The sequence below is a fragment of the Enterobacter sp. CPE_E1241 genome (assembly GCF_045618265.1).
Lineage (GTDB): Bacteria > Pseudomonadota > Gammaproteobacteria > Enterobacterales > Enterobacteriaceae > Enterobacter > Enterobacter adelaidei.
Map to the genome: position 1 here is coordinate 536,115 of NZ_JBIWYV010000001.1, position 21,475 is coordinate 557,589.

Here is a 21,475-nt window from a genome sequence, read left to right on the forward strand (position 1 = left end):
ATTCATGCCGATTCAGGTTCTACCGCCGCAGCTTGCGAACCAAATCGCCGCCGGTGAGGTGGTAGAACGCCCTGCGTCGGTGGTGAAGGAGCTGGTGGAAAACAGCCTCGATGCGGGCGCGACCCGCATTGATATTGATATTGAACGCGGTGGCGCGAAGCTAATCCGCATTCGTGATAACGGCTGTGGTATCAAAAAAGACGAGCTGGCGTTAGCGCTGGCTCGTCACGCTACCAGTAAAATTGCTTCTCTGGATGACCTGGAAGCCATCATAAGCCTCGGTTTTCGCGGTGAAGCGCTGGCCAGTATCAGCTCGGTTTCCCGTTTGACGCTGACCTCCCGCACGGCTGACCAGGCAGAAGCCTGGCAGGCCTATGCTGAAGGGCGCGATATGGATGTGACGGTCAAACCTGCGGCGCATCCTGTCGGTACGACGCTGGAAGTCCTGGATCTGTTCTACAACACTCCCGCCCGACGCAAGTTCATGCGTACCGAAAAAACCGAGTTCGGCCATATCGACGAAATCATCCGTCGTATCGCGCTGGCCCGTTTCGATGTCACCATTAACCTCAGTCATAATGGCAAAGTGATGCGCCAGTACCGAGCGGTGGCCGAAGGGGGGCAGAAAGAGCGTCGACTGGGAACTATCTGTGGAACACCGTTTCTGGAACAGGCGCTGGCCATTGAGTGGCAGCATGGCGATCTGGCTTTACGCGGCTGGGTGGCTGACCCAAACGCCAGCAGCGCGGCGTTCGCGGAGATCCAGTATTGCTACGTGAATGGCCGCATGATGCGGGATCGCCTCATTAATCACGCCATTCGTCAGGCCTGCGAAGATAAGCTCGGAGCCGACCAGCAACCTGCTTTTGTGCTTTATCTGGAGATCGACCCGCATCAGGTCGACGTGAACGTCCATCCAGCCAAGCATGAAGTAAGGTTCCACCAGTCACGACTGGTACACGATTTTATCTATCAGGGCGTGCTGAGCGTATTGCAACAGCAGGTTGAACCGGTGTTGCCACTGGAAAATGAAGAGCCTGCCCCACGTTCGTTCCCGGAAAACCGTGTTGCTGCGGGCCGGAACCATTTTGCGGAACCCGCTGCAGTACGCGAGCCGGAAGCGCCGCGTTTCTCCTCTGCAGGGAGCGCTCCGCGCCCAACGGGAGCAAACTACCCGAACGCCCAGCCTGGCTATCAAAAGCAGCAGGGGGCGTTGTATCGCAAACTGCTGGAAACCCCAGCCGCGGAGCGTAAAGAACACATCCCGGTAGCGTCGTCTTCCCTGGACGCTCATAGCCAGAGTTTTGGCCGGGTGTTGACGATTGTCGTACCGGATATGGCACTGCTTGAGCGTGACGGCAAATTGATGCTTCTGGCATTGCCGGTAGCCGAACGCTGGCTCAAACAGGTGCAGCTCACTCCGGGAGAAAATTCGGCCTGCGCGCAGCCGCTGCTGATCCCGGTTCGTCTGAAAATATCCGCTGAAGAAACAAGGGTATTGCAACGTGCAGAGGCCCAACTGGCGCAGATGGGCATTGAAATTGTGCTCGAACCACAACATGTGACAATTCGTGCAGTGCCTTTACCCTTACGCCAACAAAATTTACAAAACTTGATTCCTGAACTGATAGGCTACCTGGCGCAGCAAACATCGTTTGATGCCGCCAACACCGCGCAGTGGATCGCCCGTCATCTGGCAAGCGAACACACGCCGTGGAGTATGGCGCAGGCCATTAGCGTGCTGGCAGAGGTTGAACGTCTTTGTCCGCAACTGGTGAAATCGCCGCCAGGGGGTCTATTACAACCTGTTGATTTACAAACGGCGATGAACGCCCTGAAACATGATTGACGTAAGCAAGGCGAGCCTGCCTAAGGCGATTTTTTTGATGGGCCCAACGGCCTCCGGCAAAACGGCACTGGCCATTGAGTTGCGTAAAGTTTTGCCCGTAGAGTTGATTAGCGTTGATTCCGCCCTCATCTATCGGGGGATGGACATCGGCACGGCGAAGCCTGACGCAGAAGAGTTGCGTGCGGCACCGCACCGTTTGCTGGATGTTCTCGACCCTGCTCAGGCTTACTCCGCAGCGGATTTCCGCCGGGATGCCTTAGCTGAGATGGCCGAGATAACAGCGGCGGGACGTATACCGCTATTGGTTGGCGGAACCATGCTCTATTTCAAGGCGTTGCTGGAGGGGCTATCACCTCTGCCATCAGCGGATCCTGAGGTAAGAGCGAAAATTGAGCAGCAGGCGGCAGAGCAGGGCTGGGACGTTTTGCACAAGCAACTGGCAGAGATTGATCCGGTTGCTGCAGCACGGATCCATCCAAATGATCCGCAAAGGCTTTCCCGGGCACTGGAAGTTTTTTTCATTTCGGGTAAAACTTTAACGGAACTGACGCAAACGTCAGGAGAGGCTCTGCCGTATCAGGTGCATCAGTTCGCCATCGCCCCGGCGAGCCGTGAACTGCTCCATCAGCGAATTGAGCAGCGTTTTCATCAGATGTTAGCTTCAGATTTTGAAGCAGAAGTGCGGGCGCTATTTGCCCGTGGAGATTTGCATACGGATATGCCTTCCATTCGTTGTGTGGGATACCGCCAGATGTGGTCGTATCTTGAAGGTGAAATTTCATACGATGAAATGGTTTATCGAGGTGTTTGCGCCACGAGACAGTTAGCGAAGCGCCAGATCACCTGGTTGCGCGGTTGGGAGGGGGTTCACTGGTTAGACAGTGAAAAACCGCAACAGGCGTTAAACGAAGTGATTGAGGTTGTTGGTGATATCGCTCACTGAATGTGTACAATTGAGACGTATCGTGCGCAATTTTTCAGAATCGCAAGGTTCTAAGTACAAAACAAGCATATAAGGAAAAGATAGAATGGCTAAGGGGCAATCTTTACAAGATCCGTTCCTGAACGCATTGCGTCGGGAACGTGTTCCAGTTTCTATTTATTTGGTGAATGGTATTAAGCTGCAAGGTCAGATTGAGTCTTTCGATCAGTTCGTGATCCTGTTGAAAAACACGGTCAGTCAGATGGTCTACAAGCACGCGATTTCTACTGTTGTTCCGTCTCGTCCGGTATCTCATCACAGCAATAACGCTGGCGGCGGCACTGGCAGTAACTACCATCACGGCAGCAACGCGCAGGGTTCTTCAACGCCAGCGCAGGACAGCGACGAGACCGAATAAGGTCTCTGCTGTTATCCACACGGGGAGCCAGGGATCCTGCGTTCCCCGCTGATCTTTTTAGAGAGGTTTACGCTTGTTTGACCGTTATGATGCCGGTGAGCAGGCGGTGCTGGTACACATCTATTTTTCGCAAGACAAAGATATGGAAGACCTCCAGGAGTTTGAATCTCTGGTCTCTTCCGCCGGTGTCGAAGCAATGCAGGTGATTACCGGTAGCCGTAAAGCGCCGCACCCAAAGTATTTTGTTGGTGAAGGTAAAGCAGTTGAAATTGCGGATGCCGTAAAAGCAACTGGCGCTTCAGTTGTGTTGTTTGATCATGCGCTGTCTCCGGCCCAGGAACGTAACCTGGAAGCGCTTTGCGAATGCCGTGTTATCGATCGCACGGGTTTGATTTTAGATATTTTTGCTCAGCGTGCGCGTACCCATGAAGGTAAGTTGCAGGTTGAGCTGGCGCAGTTGCGCCATCTGGCAACGCGGCTTGTGCGTGGCTGGACCCACCTTGAGAGACAGAAAGGCGGGATTGGTTTACGCGGTCCGGGGGAAACCCAGCTCGAAACCGACCGTCGTTTGCTGCGTGGCCGTATTACTCAGATCCTCTCACGTCTGGAACGCGTTGAGAAACAGCGTGAGCAAGGTCGTCGTGCACGCTCAAAAGCCGACATCCCAACGGTGTCGCTGGTGGGGTATACCAACGCCGGTAAATCCACCCTGTTTAACCAGATTACTGAGGCCCAGGTTTATGCCGCAGACCAGTTGTTTGCGACTCTGGACCCAACGTTACGTCGTATTGACGTCGCCGATGTGGGTGAAACAGTGCTGGCGGATACCGTAGGGTTTATCCGTCATTTGCCTCACGACCTGGTGGCGGCGTTTAAAGCTACCCTGCAGGAGACGCGACAGGCGACCCTGCTGGTGCACGTGATTGACGCGGCGGATGTTCGTGTGCAGGAGAACATCGACGCGGTAAACGTGGTGCTCGAAGAGATCGACGCCCACGAGATCCCAACGCTGTTGGTGATGAACAAGATCGATATGCTGGAGGATTTCGAGCCGCGTATTGATCGAGATGAAGAGAACAAACCGATTCGGGTCTGGCTTTCTGCCCAGTCCGGTATTGGTGTGCCACTGCTTTTCCAGGCTTTGACAGAACGTCTTTCCGGTGAGGTAGCTCAGCACACGCTGCGATTGCCGCCACAGGAAGGCAGGCTGCGCAGCCGGTTTTATCAGCTTCAGGCGATAGAAAAAGAGTGGATGGAGGATGACGGCAGCGTGGGGATGCAGGTGCGTATGCCGATCGTTGACTGGCGTCGCCTCTGTAAACAAGAACCTGCGCTGGTCGACTATATCGTCTGATCAGAAAGGGGATGCCTGAATAATTCGCCCTTGCATAACAAATATGGAGCATATACATGGCGTGGAATCAGCCCGGTAACAACGGACAAGACCGCGACCCGTGGGGAAGCAGCAATAATCAAGGCGGCAACTCTGGGGGAAATGGCAACAAAGGTGGTCGCGAGCAGGGGCCGCCGGATCTGGATGATATCTTCCGCAAGCTGAGCAAAAAGCTTGGTGGCCTTGGCGGAGGTAAAGGTTCTGGCTCGGGTGGAAATTCTACCCAGGGGCCGCGCCCACAAATGGGTGGCCGCGTGGTGGGCATTGTTGCCGCTGCGGCGGTGATCATCTGGGCTGCCACCGGGTTCTACACCATTAAAGAAGCGGAACGCGGTGTCGTCACCCGTTTCGGTAAGTTCAGTCATCTGGTGGAGCCAGGTCTTAACTGGAAACCGACCTTCATTGACGACGTTACCGCGGTAAACGTGGAATCCGTCCGTGAACTGGCGGCGTCTGGTGTGATGCTGACCTCTGATGAGAACGTGGTGCGCGTTGAGATGAACGTGCAGTACCGCGTAACCGATCCTGAACGTTATCTGTTTAGCGTGACCAGCGCCGATGACAGTCTGCGCCAGGCGACTGATAGCGCCCTGCGTGGTGTTATCGGTAAATACACCATGGATCGCATCCTGACCGAAGGTCGTACCGTTATTCGTAGCGATACCCAGCGCGAGCTGGAAGAGACCATTCGCCCGTACAACATGGGTATTACCCTGCTGGACGTCAACTTCCAGGCTGCTCGTCCGCCGGAAGAGGTGAAAGCGGCGTTTGATGACGCGATTGCTGCCCGTGAAAACGAACAGCAGTACATCCGTGAAGCGGAAGCGTACACCAACGAAGTGCAGCCACGTGCTAACGGCCAGGCGCAGCGTATTCTTGAAGAAGCTCGCGCATATAAAACCCAGACCATCCTGGAAGCACAGGGTGAAGTGGCGCGTTTCGCGAAAATTCTGCCGGAATATAAAGCGGCTCCGGAAATTACCCGTGAACGTCTCTATATCGAGACCATGGAAAAAGTGCTGAGCCACACGCGTAAAGTGCTGGTTAACGACAACAAAGGCGGAAACCTGATGGTACTGCCACTGGACCAGATGCTGAAAGGCGGTTCGGCTCCGGCGGCGAAAGCTGACACCAGCGGTTCCAATAACCTGCTGCGTCTGCCACCTGCGTCGTCCAGTAGCTCAAGCGCAACAACCACGCCTTCTTCGAACGATGGTGACATCATGGACCAACGCCGTGCTAACGCGCAGCGTAACGACTACCAGCGTCAGGGGGAATAAGGATGCGTAAGTCAGTTATTGCGATCATCATCATCGTACTGGTCGTGCTTTACACCTCTATTTTCGTTGTGAAAGAGGGTGAACGAGGGATCAAATTCCAGTTCAGCAGCGTCGTCCGTGATAGCGACAAGCGTCCGGTGATCTATGAGCCGGGCCTGCACTTCAAAGTGCCGTTCATTCAGTCGGTGAAAACGCTTGATGCCCGTATCCAGACCATGGATAACCAGGCTGACCGTTTCGTGACCAAAGAGAAGAAAGACCTGATCGTTGACTCTTACATCAAGTGGCGTATCAGTGATTTCAGCCGTTACTTCCTGGCGACAGGCGGTGGCGACGTTTCTCAGGCTGAAGTGCTGTTGAAACGTAAGTTCTCTGACCGTCTGCGTTCTGAGATTGGACGTCTGGATGTGAAAGATATCGTGACCGATTCCCGCGGTCGTCTGACGCTGGAAGTGCGTGATGCGCTGAACTCCGGTACCGCAGGCACTGAAGACGAAGTCTCAACACCGGCAGCGGATGATGCGATTGCTAAAGCGGCGGAACGCGTTCAGGCTGAAACCAACGGCAAAGTGCCGGTGATCAACCCGAACAGTATGGCGGCCCTGGGTATTGAAGTCGTTGACGTGCGTATTAAGCAGATCAACCTTCCTGTGGAGGTGTCCGAGGCGATCTACAACCGTATGCGCGCCGAGCGTGAAGCGGTCGCCCGTCGTCACCGTTCACAGGGTCAGGAAGAGGCTGAGAAGCTGCGCGCGGCAGCGGACTACGAAGTCACCAAGACACTGGCGGAATCTGAGCGTCAGGGACGTATTCTGCGCGGTGAAGGTGATGCAGAAGCCGCGAAGCTGTTTGCAGATGCCTTCAGCCAGGATCCGGACTTCTACGCCTTTATCCGTAGCCTGCGAGCTTACGAGAATAGCTTCCAGAGCAACCAGGATGTGATGGTCCTCAGCCCGGACAGCGATTTCTTCCGTTATATGAAGACGCCAACCAACGCGACGCGATAAACTCAGGCTCGTTTGAGTATTCAAACCACCGCTCTTCACGGAGCGGTGGTTTTCTTTTATAAGGAATAAAAATGAATTCAACCATTTGGCTCGCGCTGGCGCTGGTGTTAGTGCTGGAAGGTCTTGGCCCTATGCTTTATCCGCGCGCATGGCGTCGTATGATTGCGACGATGAGCCAGCTCCCGGATAATATTTTGCGTCGTTTTGGCGGCGGTCTTGTGGTTGCTGGCATCGTGATCTACTACATGTTGAAGAAAACGATTGGCTGATCAAAAAGTGGTCGGATTTGGCGTATTTTGAGGTCAAAAAGTGCTGTATATCTGAAAAAGCGATGGTAGAATCCATTTTTAAGCAAACGGTGATTTTGAAAAAAATGGGTAACAACGTCGTCGTACTGGGCACCCAATGGGGTGACGAAGGTAAAGGGAAGATTGTTGATCTTCTGACTGAACGGGCTAAATATGTTGTACGCTACCAGGGCGGTCACAACGCAGGCCATACTCTCGTAATCAACGGTGAAAAAACCGTCCTCCATCTTATTCCATCAGGCATTCTTCGTGATAACGTCACCAGCATCATCGGTAACGGCGTTGTGCTGTCTCCTGCTGCGCTGATGAAAGAGATGAAAGGTCTGGAAGACCGTGGTATCCCTGTTCGTGAGCGTCTGCTGCTCTCCGAAGCTTGCCCGCTGATCCTGGATTATCACGTGGCACTGGACGTTGCGCGTGAGAAAGCGCGTGGCGCGAAAGCGATCGGTACCACCGGCCGTGGTATCGGCCCGGCTTACGAAGACAAAGTAGCTCGTCGCGGTCTGCGCGTGGGCGACCTCTTCGACAAAGCAACCTTCGCTGAAAAGCTGAAAGAAGTGATGGAATATCACAACTTCCAGCTGGTGAACTTCTACAAAGCTGACGCTGTTGACTACCAGAAAGTACTGGATGACGTCATGGCGATTGCTGACATTCTGACCGGTATGGTTGTTGATGTATCCGATCTGCTGGACCAGGCGCGCAAGCGTGGCGATTTCGTCATGTTTGAAGGTGCGCAGGGTACGCTGCTGGACATCGACCACGGTACCTATCCGTATGTGACCTCTTCTAACACCACCGCGGGTGGCGTGGCGACCGGCTCTGGCCTGGGCCCGCGTTATGTGGATTACGTTCTGGGTATCATCAAAGCTTACTCCACTCGCGTGGGTGCAGGTCCATTCCCGACCGAACTGTTTGATGAAACCGGCGAGTTCCTGTGCAAGCAGGGTAACGAGTTTGGCGCGACCACCGGTCGTCGTCGTCGTACCGGCTGGCTGGATGCGGTTGCAGTGCGTCGCGCAGTGCAGATCAACTCCCTGTCTGGCTTCTGCCTGACCAAGCTGGACGTACTGGACGGCCTGAAAGAAGTGAAAATCTGCGTAGGCTACCGTATGCCAGATGGCCGCGAAGTGACCACCACTCCGCTGGCGGCTGACGACTGGGAAGGCATCGAGCCAATCTACGAAACCATGCCGGGCTGGTCTGAGACCACTTTCGGTGTGAAAGAGCGTAGCGGCCTGCCACAGGCGGCGCTGGATTACATCAAGCGTATTGAAGAACTGACCGAAGTGCCGATCGATATTATTTCTACCGGCCCGGATCGTACTGAAACGATGATCCTGCGCGACCCGTTCGACGCATAATCTTCGTGACTGCTGGCCTGCGGGGGTGACCCGTAGGCCGGATAAGCGTAGCGCCATCCGGCGACCACTCCTCGATCTCTGCTTTTTCGCCCCGTCAGTCAAATAAATTAGCCGCTAACTATCTGGCTGGTTTATCATCATTAATGAATATCTCAGCGGTTTGTCCGCGATTTCCCTTTTTCCTGAGGTTGATGTGCAGTTAACAAGTTTCACCGATTACGGCTTACGCGCGCTGATCTACATGGCGTCGTTACCCGATGGGAAAATGACCAGTATCTCTGAAGTGACAGAGGTCTACGGCGTGTCTCGTAATCATATGGTCAAAATAATCAATCAACTTAGTCGTGCCGGATATGTTGCTGCCGTTCGCGGGAAGAATGGGGGGATCCGTCTCGGTAAACCGGCGCAGAGTATTCGTGTTGGCGATGTGGTACGTGAGCTGGAGCCATTGTCTCTGGTGAACTGCAGCAGCGAGTTCTGCCACATTACGCCCGCTTGCCGTCTGAAAAAGGCGCTTTCTAAGGCCGTGCAAAGTTTTCTCAAGGAACTGGATAACTACACGCTGGCCGATTTGGTTGAAGAGAATCAACCGCTTTATAAATTATTGCTGGTGGAATGAAGAAAATTTCCACCGGAGCTGACAACGGAGGAACCGACATGTCACAAGATCCATTCCAGGAACGCGAAGCCGAAAAATACGCGAACCCTATCCCCAGCCGCGAGTTCATCATTGAACACTTAACAAAACGCGAAAAACCCGCCAATCGTGAAGAACTTGCCGTTGAATTAAATATTGAAGGTGAAGAGCAAATTGAAGCCCTTCGCCGTCGCCTGCGCGCCATGGAGCGTGACGGGCAACTGGTCTTTACCCGCCGTCAGTGCTATGCGCTGCCAGAACGCCTTGATCTGCTGAAAGGAACCGTCATTGGTCACCGCGACGGCTATGGCTTCCTGCGCGTGGAAGGCCGTAAAGACGATCTGTACCTTTCATCTGAACAGATGAAAATGTGTATCCACGGTGACCAGATCCTGGCCCAGCCGCTGGGCGCTGACCGTAAAGGTCGCCGCGAAGCTCGCGTGGTGCGTGTGCTGGTGCCAAAAACCAGCCAGATTGTTGGCCGCTACTTTACCGATGCGGGCGTCGGCTTTGTGGTACCGGACGACAGCCGTCTGAGTTTTGATATCCTGATCCCACCTGAAGAGGTTATGGGCGCGCGCATGGGCTTTGTGGTGGTGGTTGAGCTCACCCAGCGTCCTACCCGTCGCACTAAAGCGGTCGGGAAAATCGTGGAAGTATTGGGCGATAACATGGGCACCGGCATGGCTGTTGATATGGCGCTGCGTACCCATGAGATCCCGTACATCTGGCCGAAAGCGGTTGAAGAACAAATTGAAGGCCTTCGTGAAGAAGTGCCTGAAGAGTCTAAAGCTGGCCGCGTGGACCTCCGCGATCTGCCACTGGTGACGATTGATGGCGAAGACGCCCGCGACTTCGATGATGCGGTGTACTGCGAGAAAAAACGCGGCGGCGGCTGGCGCCTGTGGGTTGCCATCGCGGATGTGAGCTACTATGTTCGCCCGCACACCCCGCTGGATAACGAAGCACGCAACCGCGGTACCTCGGTTTACTTCCCGTCACAGGTTGTGCCGATGCTGCCGGAAGTGCTCTCTAACGGCCTGTGCTCCCTGAACCCGCAGGTTGACCGCCTCTGTATGGTTTGTGAGATGACCATCTCCACCAAAGGGCGCTTAACAGGTTACAAATTCTACGAAGCAGTCATGAGCTCACATGCGCGCCTGACCTATACCAAAGTCTGGCATATGCTGCAGGGCGACCAGGATCTGCGCGAACAATATGCGCCGCTGGTGAAGCATATTGAAGAGCTGCATAACCTCTACAAAACGCTGGATCAGGCGCGTGAAGAGCGCGGCGGGATCTCCTTTGAGAGCGAGGAGGCGAAGTTTATCTTCAACGCGGAACGTCGCATTGAACGTATCGAACAGACCCAGCGTAACGACGCGCATAAGCTGATTGAAGAGTGTATGATCCTGGCGAACATCTCGGCGGCACGTTTTGTTGAGAAAGCCAAAGAACCTGCGCTGTTCCGTATTCACGATAAACCGTCGACGGAAGCCATCACCGCGTTCCGTTCAGTACTGGCTGAACTGGGTCTGGAGCTGCCTGGTGGTAACAAGCCAGAGCCGCGTGATTATGCCGAGCTGCTGGAATCCATTGGCGACCGTCCGGATGCAGAAATGCTGCAGACCATGCTGCTGCGCTCCATGAAGCAGGCGATTTACGATCCGGAAAACCGTGGGCACTTCGGTCTGGCGTTGCAGTCCTACGCGCACTTTACGTCGCCAATTCGTCGATACCCGGATCTTTCCCTGCACCGTGCAATCAAGTATTTGCTGGCGCAGGAGCAGGGCCATAAAGGGAACACGACTGAAACCGGAGGCTACCACTATTCAATGGAAGAGATGCTGCAACTGGGTCAGCATTGTTCCATGACCGAACGCCGCGCGGATGAAGCGACCCGTGAAGTCTCAGACTGGCTGAAGTGCGACTTTATGCTGGATCAGGTCGGTAACGTTTTCAAAGGTGTGATCGCCAGCGTGACCGGTTTTGGTTTCTTTGTTCGTCTCGATGAGCTGTTTATCGACGGTCTGGTGCATGTCTCCAGCCTGGATAACGACTACTACCGTTTTGACCAGGTCGGGCAGCGTCTCATTGGCGAATCTGGCGGTCAGACCTATCGTCTGGGCGATCGTGTGGAAGTGAAGGTCGAAGCGGTCAATATGGACGAACGCAAGATCGACTTCAGCCTGATCTCCAGCGAGCGTGGCCCGCGTAATGTGGGTAAAACGGCGCGTGAGAAGGCGAAAAAGGGTGGCAACGGTAATACCAGCGGCAAACGTCGTCAGGCGGGTAAGAAAGTGAACTTCGAGCCAGATAGCGCCTTCCGCGGCGAGAAGAAAAAGAAACCGAAGGCAGCGAAGAAAGAAGCTCGCTCCGCGAAAAAGCCTTCCGCTAAGACCCAAAAAATTGCCGCCGCTACCAAAGCGAAGCGCGCGGCGAAGAAAAAGCAGGCGGAGTAATTCCGCCCCTTACCCTGACCCTCTCCCCATCGGGGAGAGGGAAAAGTATCGTCATAATGAGAACCATCAATGAGTGAAATGATTTACGGCATCCACGCGGTGCAAGCCCTGCTGGAGCGCGCACCGGAGCGTTTTCAGGAAGTGTTCATTCTGAAAGGGCGTGAAGACAAGCGTCTGATGCCGCTGATCCACGCCCTGGAGGCACAGGGTGTGGTGATCCAACTGGCAAACCGCCAGTTCCTGGATGAGAAAAGTGACGGCGCGGTTCACCAGGGGATCATTGCCCGCGTGAAGCCGGGTCGTCAGTATCAGGAAAACGATCTGCCGGATCTGATTGCCGAGCTGGATAACCCATTCTTCCTGATCCTCGATGGCGTTACCGATCCGCACAACCTCGGCGCATGTCTGCGTAGTGCTGATGCTGCCGGTGTACACGCGGTCATCGTGCCAAAAGATCGCTCTGCACAGCTGAACGCCACGGCCAAAAAAGTGGCCTGCGGCGCGGCAGAGAACGTTCCGTTGATCCGTGTTACCAACCTGGCGCGCACCATGCGTCTGCTGCAGGAAGAGAATATCTGGATTGTCGGTACCGCCGGTGAAGCCGATCATACCCTCTATCAGAGCAAAATGACTGGCCGTCTGGCGCTGGTGATGGGAGCCGAAGGTGAAGGTATGCGTCGTCTGACGCGCGAGCACTGCGATGAGCTCATCAGCATTCCGATGGCGGGCAGCGTGTCGTCTCTGAACGTTTCTGTTGCGACGGGCATCTGCCTGTTTGAAGCGGTGCGTCAGCGGGGCTAGCCTTTTGTGCCCGGTAAGCACAACGCCACCGGGCATTAGCCTCACTCCTCTAACGACCGCAAATGGTCATCCTTCCTGAGCGTCATCAGCGCCGCAATGCTCACCACTGCTGTCGTCATGACGTAGTACGCTGGAATATCCAGATTGCCCGTCTCTTTAATCAGCCCGGTAATAATCAACCCTGCGCAGCCTGAAAAAATAGCGTTCGACAGGGAGTAAGCCAACCCAAGCCCGGTATAGCGCACACGCGTCGGGAACATCTCAGAGAGCATCGCCGGGCCAGGCCCTGCCAGCATTCCCACCAGACCACCTGCAATCAATACCACCAGCGCTTTCACTGCCAGCGTACTGGATTCGGCCTGCAGGATTTTCAGGAGTGGCAGGGCGAGGATCAGCAGCAGCGTGGTGGCGATAATCATCACCGTGCGACGCCCGATCCGGTCGCTCAGGATCCCAGAGGGAATGATGGTGAGTGCAAAACCAATATTCGAAATCACCGCTATTAATAACGCCTGGTTAAAGCCGGTGTGCAGCGCTGACTGCAGGTAGGTTGGCATAATCACCAGATAGGTATACCCCGCCGCTGACCAGACCATCACCCTGCCAATCCCCATTATGATAGCTCTGAGGGTCGCAGCGGTATCCGCCCGAGCGGTGACCGGTTTGTCCTGCTGCTGCACAAAGCTGGGTGTCTCTTCCATGCTTACCCGAAGCCATAGTGCGACGACGCCCATGGGCAGCGCCAGGAAGAACGGAATGCGCCAGCCCCAGTCATGCAAAGCTTCAGGGGTGAGGAGGGCGGAGAGCAGCGCGACAATACCCGCGCCTGCCAGTAATCCCAGCGCCACGGTGAAGGATTGCCACGCGCCGTACAGGCCGCGCTTGCCGCGCGGGGCAAACTCCGTCATCAGCGAGACCGCGCCACCGTACTCGCCGCCCGCGAACAGCCCCTGCAGGATGCGAAGCAGTGTAATAATGAGCGGTGCGGCAATCCCGATGCTGGCGTAGACCGGCACCACGCCGATAGCGGCGGTAGCGAGCGTCATCAATACCAGCACAATGATTAGCGTTGGCTTACGGCCAATCCTGTCGCCAATGCGGCCAAACACCACCGCGCCCAGGGGACGGAAAAAGAAAGCGATGGCAAACGAGGCGTAGGTCAGGATCAGGCTGGTTAGCCCCGCTTCCCCCTCAAGCTGGAAGAAGTTTTTCGCAATAACGGTCGCCAGAAAACCGTAGACCGCAAACTCATACCACTCGATAAAGTTACCAATGGAGCCTGCAATTAATGCTCGCTTGTGCGCATCCGGTTGCATAACGATCCTCACTGAAGGGGGTAAGAATAAATTATTCAACAAAAGAGAAGTGATGAAATAGTTTATTCTTATGTTCTGTGAGCTATTTCACGAATGATATCAGCAGGATCGCCACTGTGTGACTTCACTCCCATGCAGCGTGTATGCGGTCTGTCCATACTTACCTTCATTGCCACCGAGCCACTGAAGGAGGGAGACAGCATGCACTGGCAGACCCATACCGTTTTTAATCAACCAGCTCCACTCTCAAACAGTAACCTTTTCCTCTCTGACTGCGCCCTGCGTGACGCAGTTTCCCGCGAGGGTGCCGAGTGGGATAGTGAGTTGCTCGCCAGCATCGGGCAGCAGTTAGGCACCGCTGAGTCACTGGAGCTGGGCAGGCTGGCGAACGTGAATCCACCTGAGCTATTACGCTATGATGCCACCGGGGAGCGGCTGGATGATGTCCGCTTTCATCCCGCATGGCACTTGCTGATGCAAGGACTCTGTGCCAACCGTGTACACAACCTGGCGTGGGAAGAGGAGGCGCGAAAGGGCTCTTTTGTCGCCAGAGCCGCACGGTTTGTTCTGCATGCGCAGGTCGAAGCCGGCACGCTTTGTCCCATAACCATGACTTTTGCTGCGACACCCTTGCTACAGCAGACGCTCCCTAAAATATTTCATGAATGGCTGACGCCGCTACTCAGCGATCGCTACGATCCTCATCTTGCTCCAGGATCGCAAAAGCGTGGTCTGCTGATCGGCATGGGGATGACGGAAAAGCAGGGCGGATCCGACGTTCTCAGCAACACCACCAAAGCAGAAAAATGCAGCGATGGTAGCTACCGGCTGGTGGGACACAAATGGTTTTTCTCGGTGCCTCAAAGCGATGCGCACATGGTGCTGGCCCAGGCGAAAGGCGGACTCTCCTGCTTTTTTGTTCCCCGTTTTTTGCCTGACGGACAACGGAATGCCGTGCGTCTGGAGCGGCTGAAAGACAAGCTCGGTAACCGATCCAACGCCAGCAGCGAGGTGGAGTTTCTTGATGCCTCCGGCTGGCTGCTTGGGGAAGAGGGCGAAGGCGTGCGGCAGATCCTGAGAATGGGCGGGCTGACGCGTTTTGACTGCGCACTAGGCAGCCACGGGCTGATGCGCCGGGCGTTATCTGTGGCGCTTTACCACGCCCATCAGCGGCAGACGTTCGGGAAAAACCTTATCGATCAACCCTTGATGCGCGATGTGCTGAGCCGTATGGCCCTGGTGCTGGAGGGGCAAACTGCACTGTTATTTCGTCTGGCGCGGGCGTGGGATAAACGCGCGGATCCGCAAGAAGCCGCCTGGGCTAGGTTGTTCACCCCTGCGGCGAAATTTAGCGTGTGCAAAGCCGGAATCCCCTTTGTGGCAGAAGCAATGGAAGTCCTCGGTGGTATGGGCTACTGCGAGGAGAGCGAACTGCCACGACTCTACCGTGAGATGCCGGTAAACAGCATCTGGGAAGGATCGGGCAATATTATGTGCCTGGATGTGTTGCGCGTACTAACTAAGCAGCCCGCTGTCTTCGACCTGCTGGCCGACGATTTTGCGCAGGTGAAAGGGCAGGACAGACACTTCGATCGTAGCTGGCGGCAACTACAGCAAAAACTGCGTAAACCTCAGGAGGCACAGGGGCGGGAGATCGCGCACCAGCTTTTCTTACTGGGTGCCGGGAGCCAAATGCTGCGGCACGCATCGCCACCCGTGGCGCAGGCGTGGTGCCGCATGATGCTTGATACCCGCGGTGGGACGCTGATGAACGAGCAGGTGCAAAGTGACCTGCTGCTGCGTGCCACCGGCAGGGTTGGCTAGTTTTTCAGCTGGAACAAGCTCACCAGTTGGGTGAGGTGTGAACCTTTCTCACGCAGCGTTTGTGCCGTTTGTTCGCTGCGTGAGACGCGATCGGCGTTGATGTGTGATGCTTCGCCAATATGGGTCATAGCAAGATTAACCTGACCGATTCCTGCGGATTGCTCGCGTGACGCGTGGTTAATCTCCATGACCAGCTGGCTGATGTTATCAATATGAAGAATGATGGAGTCCATCGCCAGACGCGTCTGTTCGGACAGCGCGTGTCCTTCACTGACTTTCCTGAGCGTATCGCCAATCAGCTGTTCAATCTCCTTCACTGCGTTAGCGCTACGTCCAGCCAGAGCGCGAACTTCCTGCGCGACCACCGCAAAACCTTTTCCGTGTTCACCAGCACGAGCCGCCTCTACTGCCGCATTGAGCGCCAGGATATTGGTCTGGAAAGCGATTGACTCAATCACGCGCGTGATGTCTTCGATGCGTTTTGACGCTTCCCGGATGTCATCCATGGTGGCAACCGCATGGGTTACCGTCTCGCCACCCTGATGTACCGCGAGCGAGGTTTCACTTACCAACTGCTGTGTTTGCTCCATATTGGCCGCGTTTTGCTGTACGGTTGCGGCCAGTTGCTCCATGCTGGCGGAGGTCTCTTCCACGCTGCTGGCCTGTTTGTTGATCTGCTCTGAAATCTCGCCGGTATCGGAGGCCAGGGCGTTTGTCCCCATATGGATTTCACCTGCTGCTTCGCGAACTTGCAGAACCATTTTTTGCAGTCCGCCACCGATACCATTGATGGCATCAACCAACTGACCAACCTCGTCCTGGCGCGTTACGGGAAGGCTGGAACGCAGATCGCCCGCAGCATACTGACGAGCCAGATGAATCACATTTCTCAGCGGTTGGGTAAGCATCCGACGAATAATCATCACAAAGAGGCCCGCGAAGAGTACAGACAACACCACACCAGCCAGCAGGAAACGGTCACGCAGAGTGGTCACGCTTGAGAGCAGTACGGATTTATCCACTTCGCCGACGATGGTCCAGTTCCAGCCTGGCAGCGGGGTATAGGCCATTTTCACCGTGCTGCCATCTTCAGTGATGCGTTCCAGTGTGCCGGGTTTGTCACTCAGCAGCTGCTGTTGTGTTGCACTGTCCCATTTCGGTAACTGACCCTCCTCGCTGGAATGGAACAGATACTGGCCGCGCGTTTTGCCGTTGCTGCGATCCAGCACAAAGAAGTGGCCGCTCTCACCCAGACGGCGGTTGAGGATTTTCTCGCGCATGACGTTCCAGGAGCGGGTGATGTCCACGCCGACAAAGACGATCGCAATGATCTGTCCTTCGGCGTTTTTAACGGGCTGGTACTGGGTGATGTAACGCTTGCCAAACAGCAGCGCCAGTCCACGGTAGACTTCGCCTTTGCTTACGGCAGCGAAGGCCGGGCTGGAGACATCCAGAACAGTACCCATTGCACGCTCGCCATTCTCTTTGCGCAGGGAAGTGGCTACACGAATAAAATCGTTACCACTGCGTACAAACAGCGTCGAAATGGCTCCCGTACGATTCAGGAACTCGTCCGAAAGGGTGTTATTTTCATGCAGCCCGGTTTCTCCGCCTTTCAGAAGCGGAACGCTAAGCCCGTTTATCGTCTGGGGTTGGGAACGATCAATATTCAGAGGCTGCGGTAAAAAGGTGGAAAACAGGCGGGTATAACTCTCGACCTCTTCACTCAGGCTGGTGTTAAACATCTGCACCATATCGACCATGCCAGTGGACTGGTTATGCAGATCCTCGACCGCAAGCTCTTCAAGCTGCTGGCTGGCTTTTTGGCTGAGCAGAAAAGTGAAAAGCAAAAACAGTATGGCGACACTGACACCCGTAAGCAGTGACAGCTTCGTACCAAGTCCTGCACGGCGAAAAAAATTGATCATAAATTGCTCATCATTGAAAAGGTATGGTTCTTCAACGGCAGAGCGGGGATGACGTTTATCCCTTTAATGTAACAAAGTGTTATTTAATTGTTTTTAATATGTTTGTTGCGAGGGGAAAAATTTGCAAAAACGAAAAGCCACTAAAAGTAAGTGGCTTTTATTGGGAGGGGTTAAACATAAAGAATGGCCTGTACGCGCCAATGATCAACATGGTTATCTTCCTGCATCTGGATGATTCGATACCAGGAAGCGCCCTGCTCATCGGCCTTCAATGCAACTACACGTTCAACGTCTTGCGGGCTCCCTGAAATATTATTCACGGAGATCTGGCCTATTTCATTCAGACCCGTTACACAATCAGCACTGGCGAATTCTGCTGACTGTGCGGTTGTGCTCACAAGGCCAGCTGAGAGCAACAGAGAGGTCAAAGCAAGAGTTCGTTTCATCGTCAGCTCCATTTCACATATTTCCGGTATCCGCCGGGCAATCCTTCGCAAATAAACTCACTTCCATTGTCGCGGGCATGGAGTTTATTGTGGACAGGAAAATGTCTATGGACGCAAAGCAGTGTAAATGTCGTTCAAAGGAAGACCATTACTTATGGTACAAAATTGCCTGTGAGTACCACTGTCCCGTTATGATGGTTTCATCGATCATAATGATGACGTAATAATCTGCTTTGGCGGCGACGGCTTGTGCTTTTATTGCCTCTTCAGCGTCATCCGGAGAGCCGCGAACCAGCGCGGAGACCGTGCCCATTCGCTGTAATCCTTCCGTCTGATTACGACGAATCTCCTGTGGATGATCGGCGACCGGCGGAGCGGGCTGCGGCGTTCCCTGCAGTGCGTTACAGCCACTGAGCAGAGACACCAGCAATAAAGCAGCAAACCTGCGCATAACCATATCTCGTTTCCTGATAGCCATAGTGTAGTTGTCTGTGAATTTAGTTTTGGGGGAATGTTCCCGAAGTGTTATCTGGGACGTATATTTCGAATGAAAATGACGTGAAAGCGTAACCCAGTTCTCAACATTATGAATCATACATTCGGACAGGGTCGACAATGATTGAAATTGAAATACGCCATCTCGGCGGCCATGAAATTTTACACGCGATACCAGCGGGAAAACGTGATGTGCCGCTGCCTGTTATCGTTTTTTATCATGGGTTTACGTCTTCGAAGCTGGTTTACAGTTATTTTGCGGTGGCGCTGGCTCAGGCCGGCTTTCGAGTGGTAATGCCGGATGCACCTGACCACGGCGCACGCTTTACGGGTAATGAACAGGCGCGGCTTGGACAGTTCTGGCACATTCTGCACGGCAGTCTGACCGAGTTTGCCGGGTTGCGTGATGCGCTCTATGAGGCAGGGCTGGTGGCTGATGATCGTCTGGCCGTGGCCGGGGCGTCAATGGGGGGCATGACGGCGCTGGGGATTATGACGCATCACCCAGAGGTGAAATCCGTCGCCTGCCTGATGGGCTCGGGCTATTTTACCTCACTGGCGAAGACGCTTTTTCCCCCTCAGGATTTAACGGAAATGACCGCGACGCTGGCAGAGTGGGAAGTGACCCGGGCATTGCCGCGTCTGGCCGATCGTCCCCTGTTGCTGTGGCATGGTGACGCGGATGATGTGGTCCCACCCGATGGAACCTTCCGTCTTCAACAGTCGTTGCAGCGCGAGGGACTGGATAGCAACCTGACCTGCCTGTGGGAAGCGGGCGTCCGCCACCGCATCACGCCCACGGCACTGGACGCCACGGTGGCATTCTTCCGCCAGCATTTTTAAACGCGCAGGACTTTGACGCCCTGATCCTCCAGTTTCTGGAGGATCTCTGGGTTGGCCCCTTTGCCGGTGATCACCATGTCGATCTGTTCGGCGCGGCTGAATAACATCCCTGCGCGCTCGCCCACTTTGCTGCTGTCGACCAGCACAACGATCTTGCCCACAACGTTAAGCATGTTTTGCTCCGCCATCGCGGTCAGCATATCGGTTTTATACAGGCCATCTGCCGTCAGGCCTTTGCCGCTGGTAAACATCCAGTGCCCGGCATAGAGACTGTTTTCGCTGTCCTGAGGGCTAAGGGTGATGGACTGGCTTTTGTTGTACTGCCCGCCCATGATCACCACGCTCTCATGCTCCTGGTCGATGAGATAGTTGGCGAGCGGTAAGTAGTTGGTGATGATTTGTACCGGTTTTCCGCACATCTCCCGGCCCAGAAGAAACGCCGTGGAGCCGCAGTTGATGACCACGCTCTCGCCGGGATTCACCAGCTGCGATGCGGCTCTGGCAATACGCACTTTTTCATCATGATTTTGTGCCTGATGAATGTTCATTGGCGTCCAGCGTGGGCGTTGTTGGCTGATCGCTTCTGCGCCGTTGCGGACTTTTTTCAGTTTCCCGCTCTCATCCAGCTTGTTGATATCCCGCCGTGCTGTCGCCGGGGAAATCCCTAAATGCTCGATGACTTTCTCGACGGTGATGAAACCTGTTTGCGCCAGGAGTTCCAGGAGAATTTGATGCCGTTGCGCTTCCGTCATGAGCTATTCCGATAAGAATTGATTTGAAAAGATGATATTTGAAATAGCATGAAATTACTAAAATAATTATGGAATCGCCAGACAGAAGTCTGGCGATTTGGCTTCACAATCAGAGGAAGGACTTGAACGGCAGGTCGGGTTCGATGGTGAAGCAATCATCAAAGCCACGCGGGTAGTGATACTCGAGATTGTCTTTGTCCAGTGGCCAGGTGAACTTGCCTCCAACCTGCCAGATGAATGGCTTGAAGCCATATTTCAGACGATCTTTTTTCATCTCCCACAGTACGCGGATTTCCTGTGGGTCGGCCTGGAAATTGGACCAGATATCATGGTGGAACGGGATCACCACTTTGGTGTTCAATGCTTCCGCCATGCGCAGCATATCAGCGCTGGTCATCTTGTCAGTGATGCCTCGTGGGTTCTCGCCGTAGGAGCCCAGCGCCACGTCAATCTGATGTTCATTACCGTGCTTCGCATAGTAGTTGGAGTAGTGAGAGTCACCGCTGTGGTACAGAGAGCCGCCAGGGGTTTTAAACAGATAGTTAACCGCGCGCTCGTCCATGCCATCTGGTAGTACCCCAGCGGCTTTCTGATCGGCAGGCAGAGTAATCAATGCGGTACGGTCAAAGGCATCAAGCGCGTGGATTTCAATGTCTTTAATTTTCACCACATCGCCCGGCTTCATGACAATGCAGCGCTCTTTCGGTACACCCCAGCCAATCCAGAGATCCACGCAGGTCTGCGGTCCGATAAACGGGACGTCATCGGCACAGTTTTGCATGACCGCTGCCGCTACATTTACGTCGATATGGTCGTTGTGATCGTGCGTTGAGAGAACAGCATCGATCTGCCGAATAGCAAATGGATCAAGCACAAAAGGTGTCGTACGCAGGTTTGGCTGCAGTTTTTCCACACCCGCCATACGCTGCATCTGATGGCCTTTTTTCATCAACGGGTTGCCGTGGCTCTGTTTGCCCGTACCGCACCAGAAATCGACGCAAATGTTCGCACCACCCTCTGATTTCAACCAGATACCGGTACAACCCAGCCACCACATTGCAAAGGTACCGGGAGCAACCCGTTCCTGCTCGATCTCTTCGTTCAGCCAGCTACCCCATTCCGGAAAGGTGCTCAGAATCCATGATTCGCGGGTGATGGTGTTTACTTTACTCATCGTTTGACTCCTGGTTTTAATCAAAAGTAATCACAATGTGATTTGTTGTGATTAATGCTGGCACCATTTGACGTACTTTGCAACGGTAAAAATGAGGAATTTTATCTGTTCGACTTCACGGATTATCCGCTTTTACCTTGTTAGACTATCTCTTATTAATGATTAATTGCATGAATTATAAAGATTAAATTATTTATCTCAGAGGGCGGTGAAAATCATTACTCACAGCATGGAAATAATTTGCGTGATACGTCAC

The 21,475-nt window shown here is 54.3% G+C and carries 19 protein-coding genes; 13 read left to right on the top strand and 6 right to left on the bottom strand.

From position 1 onward, the window contains the following. Positions 1-4 precede the first annotated feature (4 nt). The 11 genes from mutL (at position 5) to rlmB (ending at position 12,441) form a co-directional block, all read left to right on the top strand. Positions 5-1,849, top strand: coding sequence for a DNA mismatch repair endonuclease MutL (mutL, locus tag ACJ9Y9_RS02560; protein ID WP_028016438.1), 1,845 nt, complete (start codon positions 5-7; stop codon positions 1,847-1,849). Beyond that, entirely contained in the window at positions 1,842-2,792 is a 951-nt protein-coding gene (gene miaA, locus ACJ9Y9_RS02565) for a tRNA (adenosine(37)-N6)-dimethylallyltransferase MiaA (protein WP_028016439.1), read from the top strand. Before mutL ends, miaA begins: the two co-directional genes overlap by 8 nt. Before the next feature lie 85 nt (positions 2,793-2,877). Continuing rightward, entirely contained in the window at positions 2,878-3,189 is a 312-nt protein-coding gene (hfq, locus tag ACJ9Y9_RS02570) for an RNA chaperone Hfq (RefSeq protein WP_008502919.1), read from the top strand. 73 nt (positions 3,190-3,262) lie between these two features. Next, positions 3,263-4,543 carry a ribosome rescue GTPase HflX gene (hflX, locus tag ACJ9Y9_RS02575; protein WP_028016440.1) on the top strand — a complete coding sequence of 427 codons (1,281 nt, stop codon included), beginning with the start codon at positions 3,263-3,265 and terminating at the stop codon, positions 4,541-4,543. 56 nt (positions 4,544-4,599) lie between these two features. Next, complete coding sequence (hflK, locus tag ACJ9Y9_RS02580; RefSeq protein WP_028016441.1) at positions 4,600-5,862, top strand: FtsH protease activity modulator HflK; 1,263 nt, start codon at positions 4,600-4,602, stop codon at positions 5,860-5,862. A gap of 2 nt (positions 5,863-5,864) precedes the next feature. Then, entirely contained in the window at positions 5,865-6,869 is a 1,005-nt protein-coding gene (hflC, locus tag ACJ9Y9_RS02585) for a protease modulator HflC (RefSeq protein WP_028016442.1), read from the top strand. Positions 6,870-6,940: 71 nt separating this feature from the next. After that, the gene (locus tag ACJ9Y9_RS02590) at positions 6,941-7,138 is read left to right on the top strand and encodes a DUF2065 domain-containing protein (protein ID WP_010427497.1); all 198 of its coding nucleotides are present in this window, start codon (positions 6,941-6,943) and stop codon (positions 7,136-7,138) included. A gap of 104 nt (positions 7,139-7,242) precedes the next feature. Then, positions 7,243-8,541 (top strand): adenylosuccinate synthase, encoded by a 1,299-nt coding sequence (locus ACJ9Y9_RS02595; RefSeq protein WP_024907332.1) that lies wholly within the window; start codon positions 7,243-7,245, stop codon positions 8,539-8,541. 193 nt (positions 8,542-8,734) lie between these two features. Then, on the top strand, positions 8,735-9,160 hold the full coding sequence (gene nsrR, locus ACJ9Y9_RS02600) for a nitric oxide-sensing transcriptional repressor NsrR (protein WP_023293453.1): 426 nt from the start codon (positions 8,735-8,737) through the stop codon (positions 9,158-9,160). A gap of 38 nt (positions 9,161-9,198) precedes the next feature. Further along, on the top strand, positions 9,199-11,640 hold the full coding sequence (gene rnr / locus ACJ9Y9_RS02605; RefSeq protein WP_028016443.1) for a ribonuclease R: 2,442 nt from the start codon (positions 9,199-9,201) through the stop codon (positions 11,638-11,640). Between the two features lie 69 nt (positions 11,641-11,709). Then, positions 11,710-12,441: a 23S rRNA (guanosine(2251)-2'-O)-methyltransferase RlmB gene (gene rlmB, locus ACJ9Y9_RS02610; protein WP_028016444.1), complete on the top strand. Its 732-nt coding sequence runs from the start codon at positions 11,710-11,712 to the stop codon at positions 12,439-12,441. A 41-nt stretch (positions 12,442-12,482) separates the two neighbouring features. Here rlmB and ACJ9Y9_RS02615 read toward each other — a convergent pair whose 3' ends face one another. After that, positions 12,483-13,757: an MFS transporter gene (locus ACJ9Y9_RS02615; protein WP_028016445.1), complete on the bottom strand. Its 1,275-nt coding sequence runs from the start codon at positions 13,755-13,757 to the stop codon at positions 12,483-12,485. 201 nt (positions 13,758-13,958) lie between these two features. Here ACJ9Y9_RS02615 and ACJ9Y9_RS02620 point away from each other — a divergent pair, with 201 nt between their 5' ends. Continuing rightward, the gene (locus ACJ9Y9_RS02620; protein WP_028016446.1) at positions 13,959-15,581 is read left to right on the top strand and encodes an isovaleryl-CoA dehydrogenase; all 1,623 of its coding nucleotides are present in this window, start codon (positions 13,959-13,961) and stop codon (positions 15,579-15,581) included. Here the strand turns inward: ACJ9Y9_RS02620 and ACJ9Y9_RS02625 are convergent. From ACJ9Y9_RS02625 to bsmA, 3 genes are all read right to left on the bottom strand, one after another. Beyond that, positions 15,578-17,509, bottom strand: coding sequence for a methyl-accepting chemotaxis protein (locus ACJ9Y9_RS02625; RefSeq protein ID WP_028016447.1), 1,932 nt, complete (start codon positions 17,507-17,509; stop codon positions 15,578-15,580). The two genes, ACJ9Y9_RS02620 and ACJ9Y9_RS02625, sit on opposite strands and share 4 nt — an antisense overlap. 170 nt (positions 17,510-17,679) lie before the next feature. Beyond that, a complete protein-coding gene (yjfN, locus tag ACJ9Y9_RS02630) occupies positions 17,680-17,967 on the bottom strand; it encodes a DUF1471 family protease activator YjfN (RefSeq protein WP_032666749.1) in 288 nt (95 codons plus the stop codon). 136 nt (positions 17,968-18,103) lie between these two features. After that, entirely contained in the window at positions 18,104-18,433 is a 330-nt protein-coding gene (bsmA, locus tag ACJ9Y9_RS02635) for a biofilm peroxide resistance protein BsmA (RefSeq protein WP_028016449.1), read from the bottom strand. A 137-nt stretch (positions 18,434-18,570) separates the two neighbouring features. On the opposite strand from bsmA, the gene yjfP reads away from it, so the two are divergent. Next, positions 18,571-19,293 (top strand): esterase, encoded by a 723-nt coding sequence (gene yjfP, locus ACJ9Y9_RS02640; RefSeq protein ID WP_028016450.1) that lies wholly within the window; start codon positions 18,571-18,573, stop codon positions 19,291-19,293. On the opposite strand, the gene ulaR is transcribed toward yjfP, so the two are convergent. Then, a complete protein-coding gene (gene ulaR, locus ACJ9Y9_RS02645) occupies positions 19,290-20,045 on the bottom strand; it encodes an HTH-type transcriptional regulator UlaR (protein WP_407226055.1) in 756 nt (251 codons plus the stop codon). The two genes, yjfP and ulaR, sit on opposite strands and share 4 nt — an antisense overlap. Before the next feature lie 109 nt (positions 20,046-20,154). Then, positions 20,155-21,219 carry an L-ascorbate 6-phosphate lactonase gene (gene ulaG / locus ACJ9Y9_RS02650; protein WP_028016452.1) on the bottom strand — a complete coding sequence of 355 codons (1,065 nt, stop codon included), beginning with the start codon at positions 21,217-21,219 and terminating at the stop codon, positions 20,155-20,157. Positions 21,220-21,475: the final 256 nt, after the last annotated feature.

Bases quoted from the DNA above. Each gene is read 5' to 3' on its own strand.
- mutL (WP_028016438.1), top strand. From the start codon at position 5: ATGCCGATTCAGGTTCTACCGCCGCAGCTTGCGAACCAAATCGCCGCC.
- miaA (WP_028016439.1), top strand. From the start codon at position 1,842: ATGATTGACGTAAGCAAGGCGAGCCTGCCTAAGGCGATTTTTTTGATG.
- hfq (WP_008502919.1), top strand. From the start codon at position 2,878: ATGGCTAAGGGGCAATCTTTACAAGATCCGTTCCTGAACGCATTGCGT.
- hflK (WP_028016441.1), top strand. From the start codon at position 4,600: ATGGCGTGGAATCAGCCCGGTAACAACGGACAAGACCGCGACCCGTGG.
- hflC (WP_028016442.1), top strand. From the start codon at position 5,865: ATGCGTAAGTCAGTTATTGCGATCATCATCATCGTACTGGTCGTGCTT.
- ACJ9Y9_RS02590 (WP_010427497.1), top strand. From the start codon at position 6,941: ATGAATTCAACCATTTGGCTCGCGCTGGCGCTGGTGTTAGTGCTGGAA.
- ACJ9Y9_RS02595 (WP_024907332.1), top strand. From the start codon at position 7,243: ATGGGTAACAACGTCGTCGTACTGGGCACCCAATGGGGTGACGAAGGT.
- rnr (WP_028016443.1), top strand. From the start codon at position 9,199: ATGTCACAAGATCCATTCCAGGAACGCGAAGCCGAAAAATACGCGAAC.
- rlmB (WP_028016444.1), top strand. From the start codon at position 11,710: ATGAGTGAAATGATTTACGGCATCCACGCGGTGCAAGCCCTGCTGGAG.
- ACJ9Y9_RS02615 (WP_028016445.1), bottom strand. From the start codon at position 13,757: ATGCAACCGGATGCGCACAAGCGAGCATTAATTGCAGGCTCCATTGGT.
- ACJ9Y9_RS02620 (WP_028016446.1), top strand. From the start codon at position 13,959: ATGCACTGGCAGACCCATACCGTTTTTAATCAACCAGCTCCACTCTCA.
- ACJ9Y9_RS02625 (WP_028016447.1), bottom strand. From the start codon at position 17,509: ATGATCAATTTTTTTCGCCGTGCAGGACTTGGTACGAAGCTGTCACTG.
- yjfN (WP_032666749.1), bottom strand. From the start codon at position 17,967: ATGGAGCTGACGATGAAACGAACTCTTGCTTTGACCTCTCTGTTGCTC.
- bsmA (WP_028016449.1), bottom strand. From the start codon at position 18,433: ATGGCTATCAGGAAACGAGATATGGTTATGCGCAGGTTTGCTGCTTTA.
- yjfP (WP_028016450.1), top strand. From the start codon at position 18,571: ATGATTGAAATTGAAATACGCCATCTCGGCGGCCATGAAATTTTACAC.
- ulaR (WP_407226055.1), bottom strand. From the start codon at position 20,045: ATGACGGAAGCGCAACGGCATCAAATTCTCCTGGAACTCCTGGCGCAA.
- ulaG (WP_028016452.1), bottom strand. From the start codon at position 21,219: ATGAGTAAAGTAAACACCATCACCCGCGAATCATGGATTCTGAGCACC.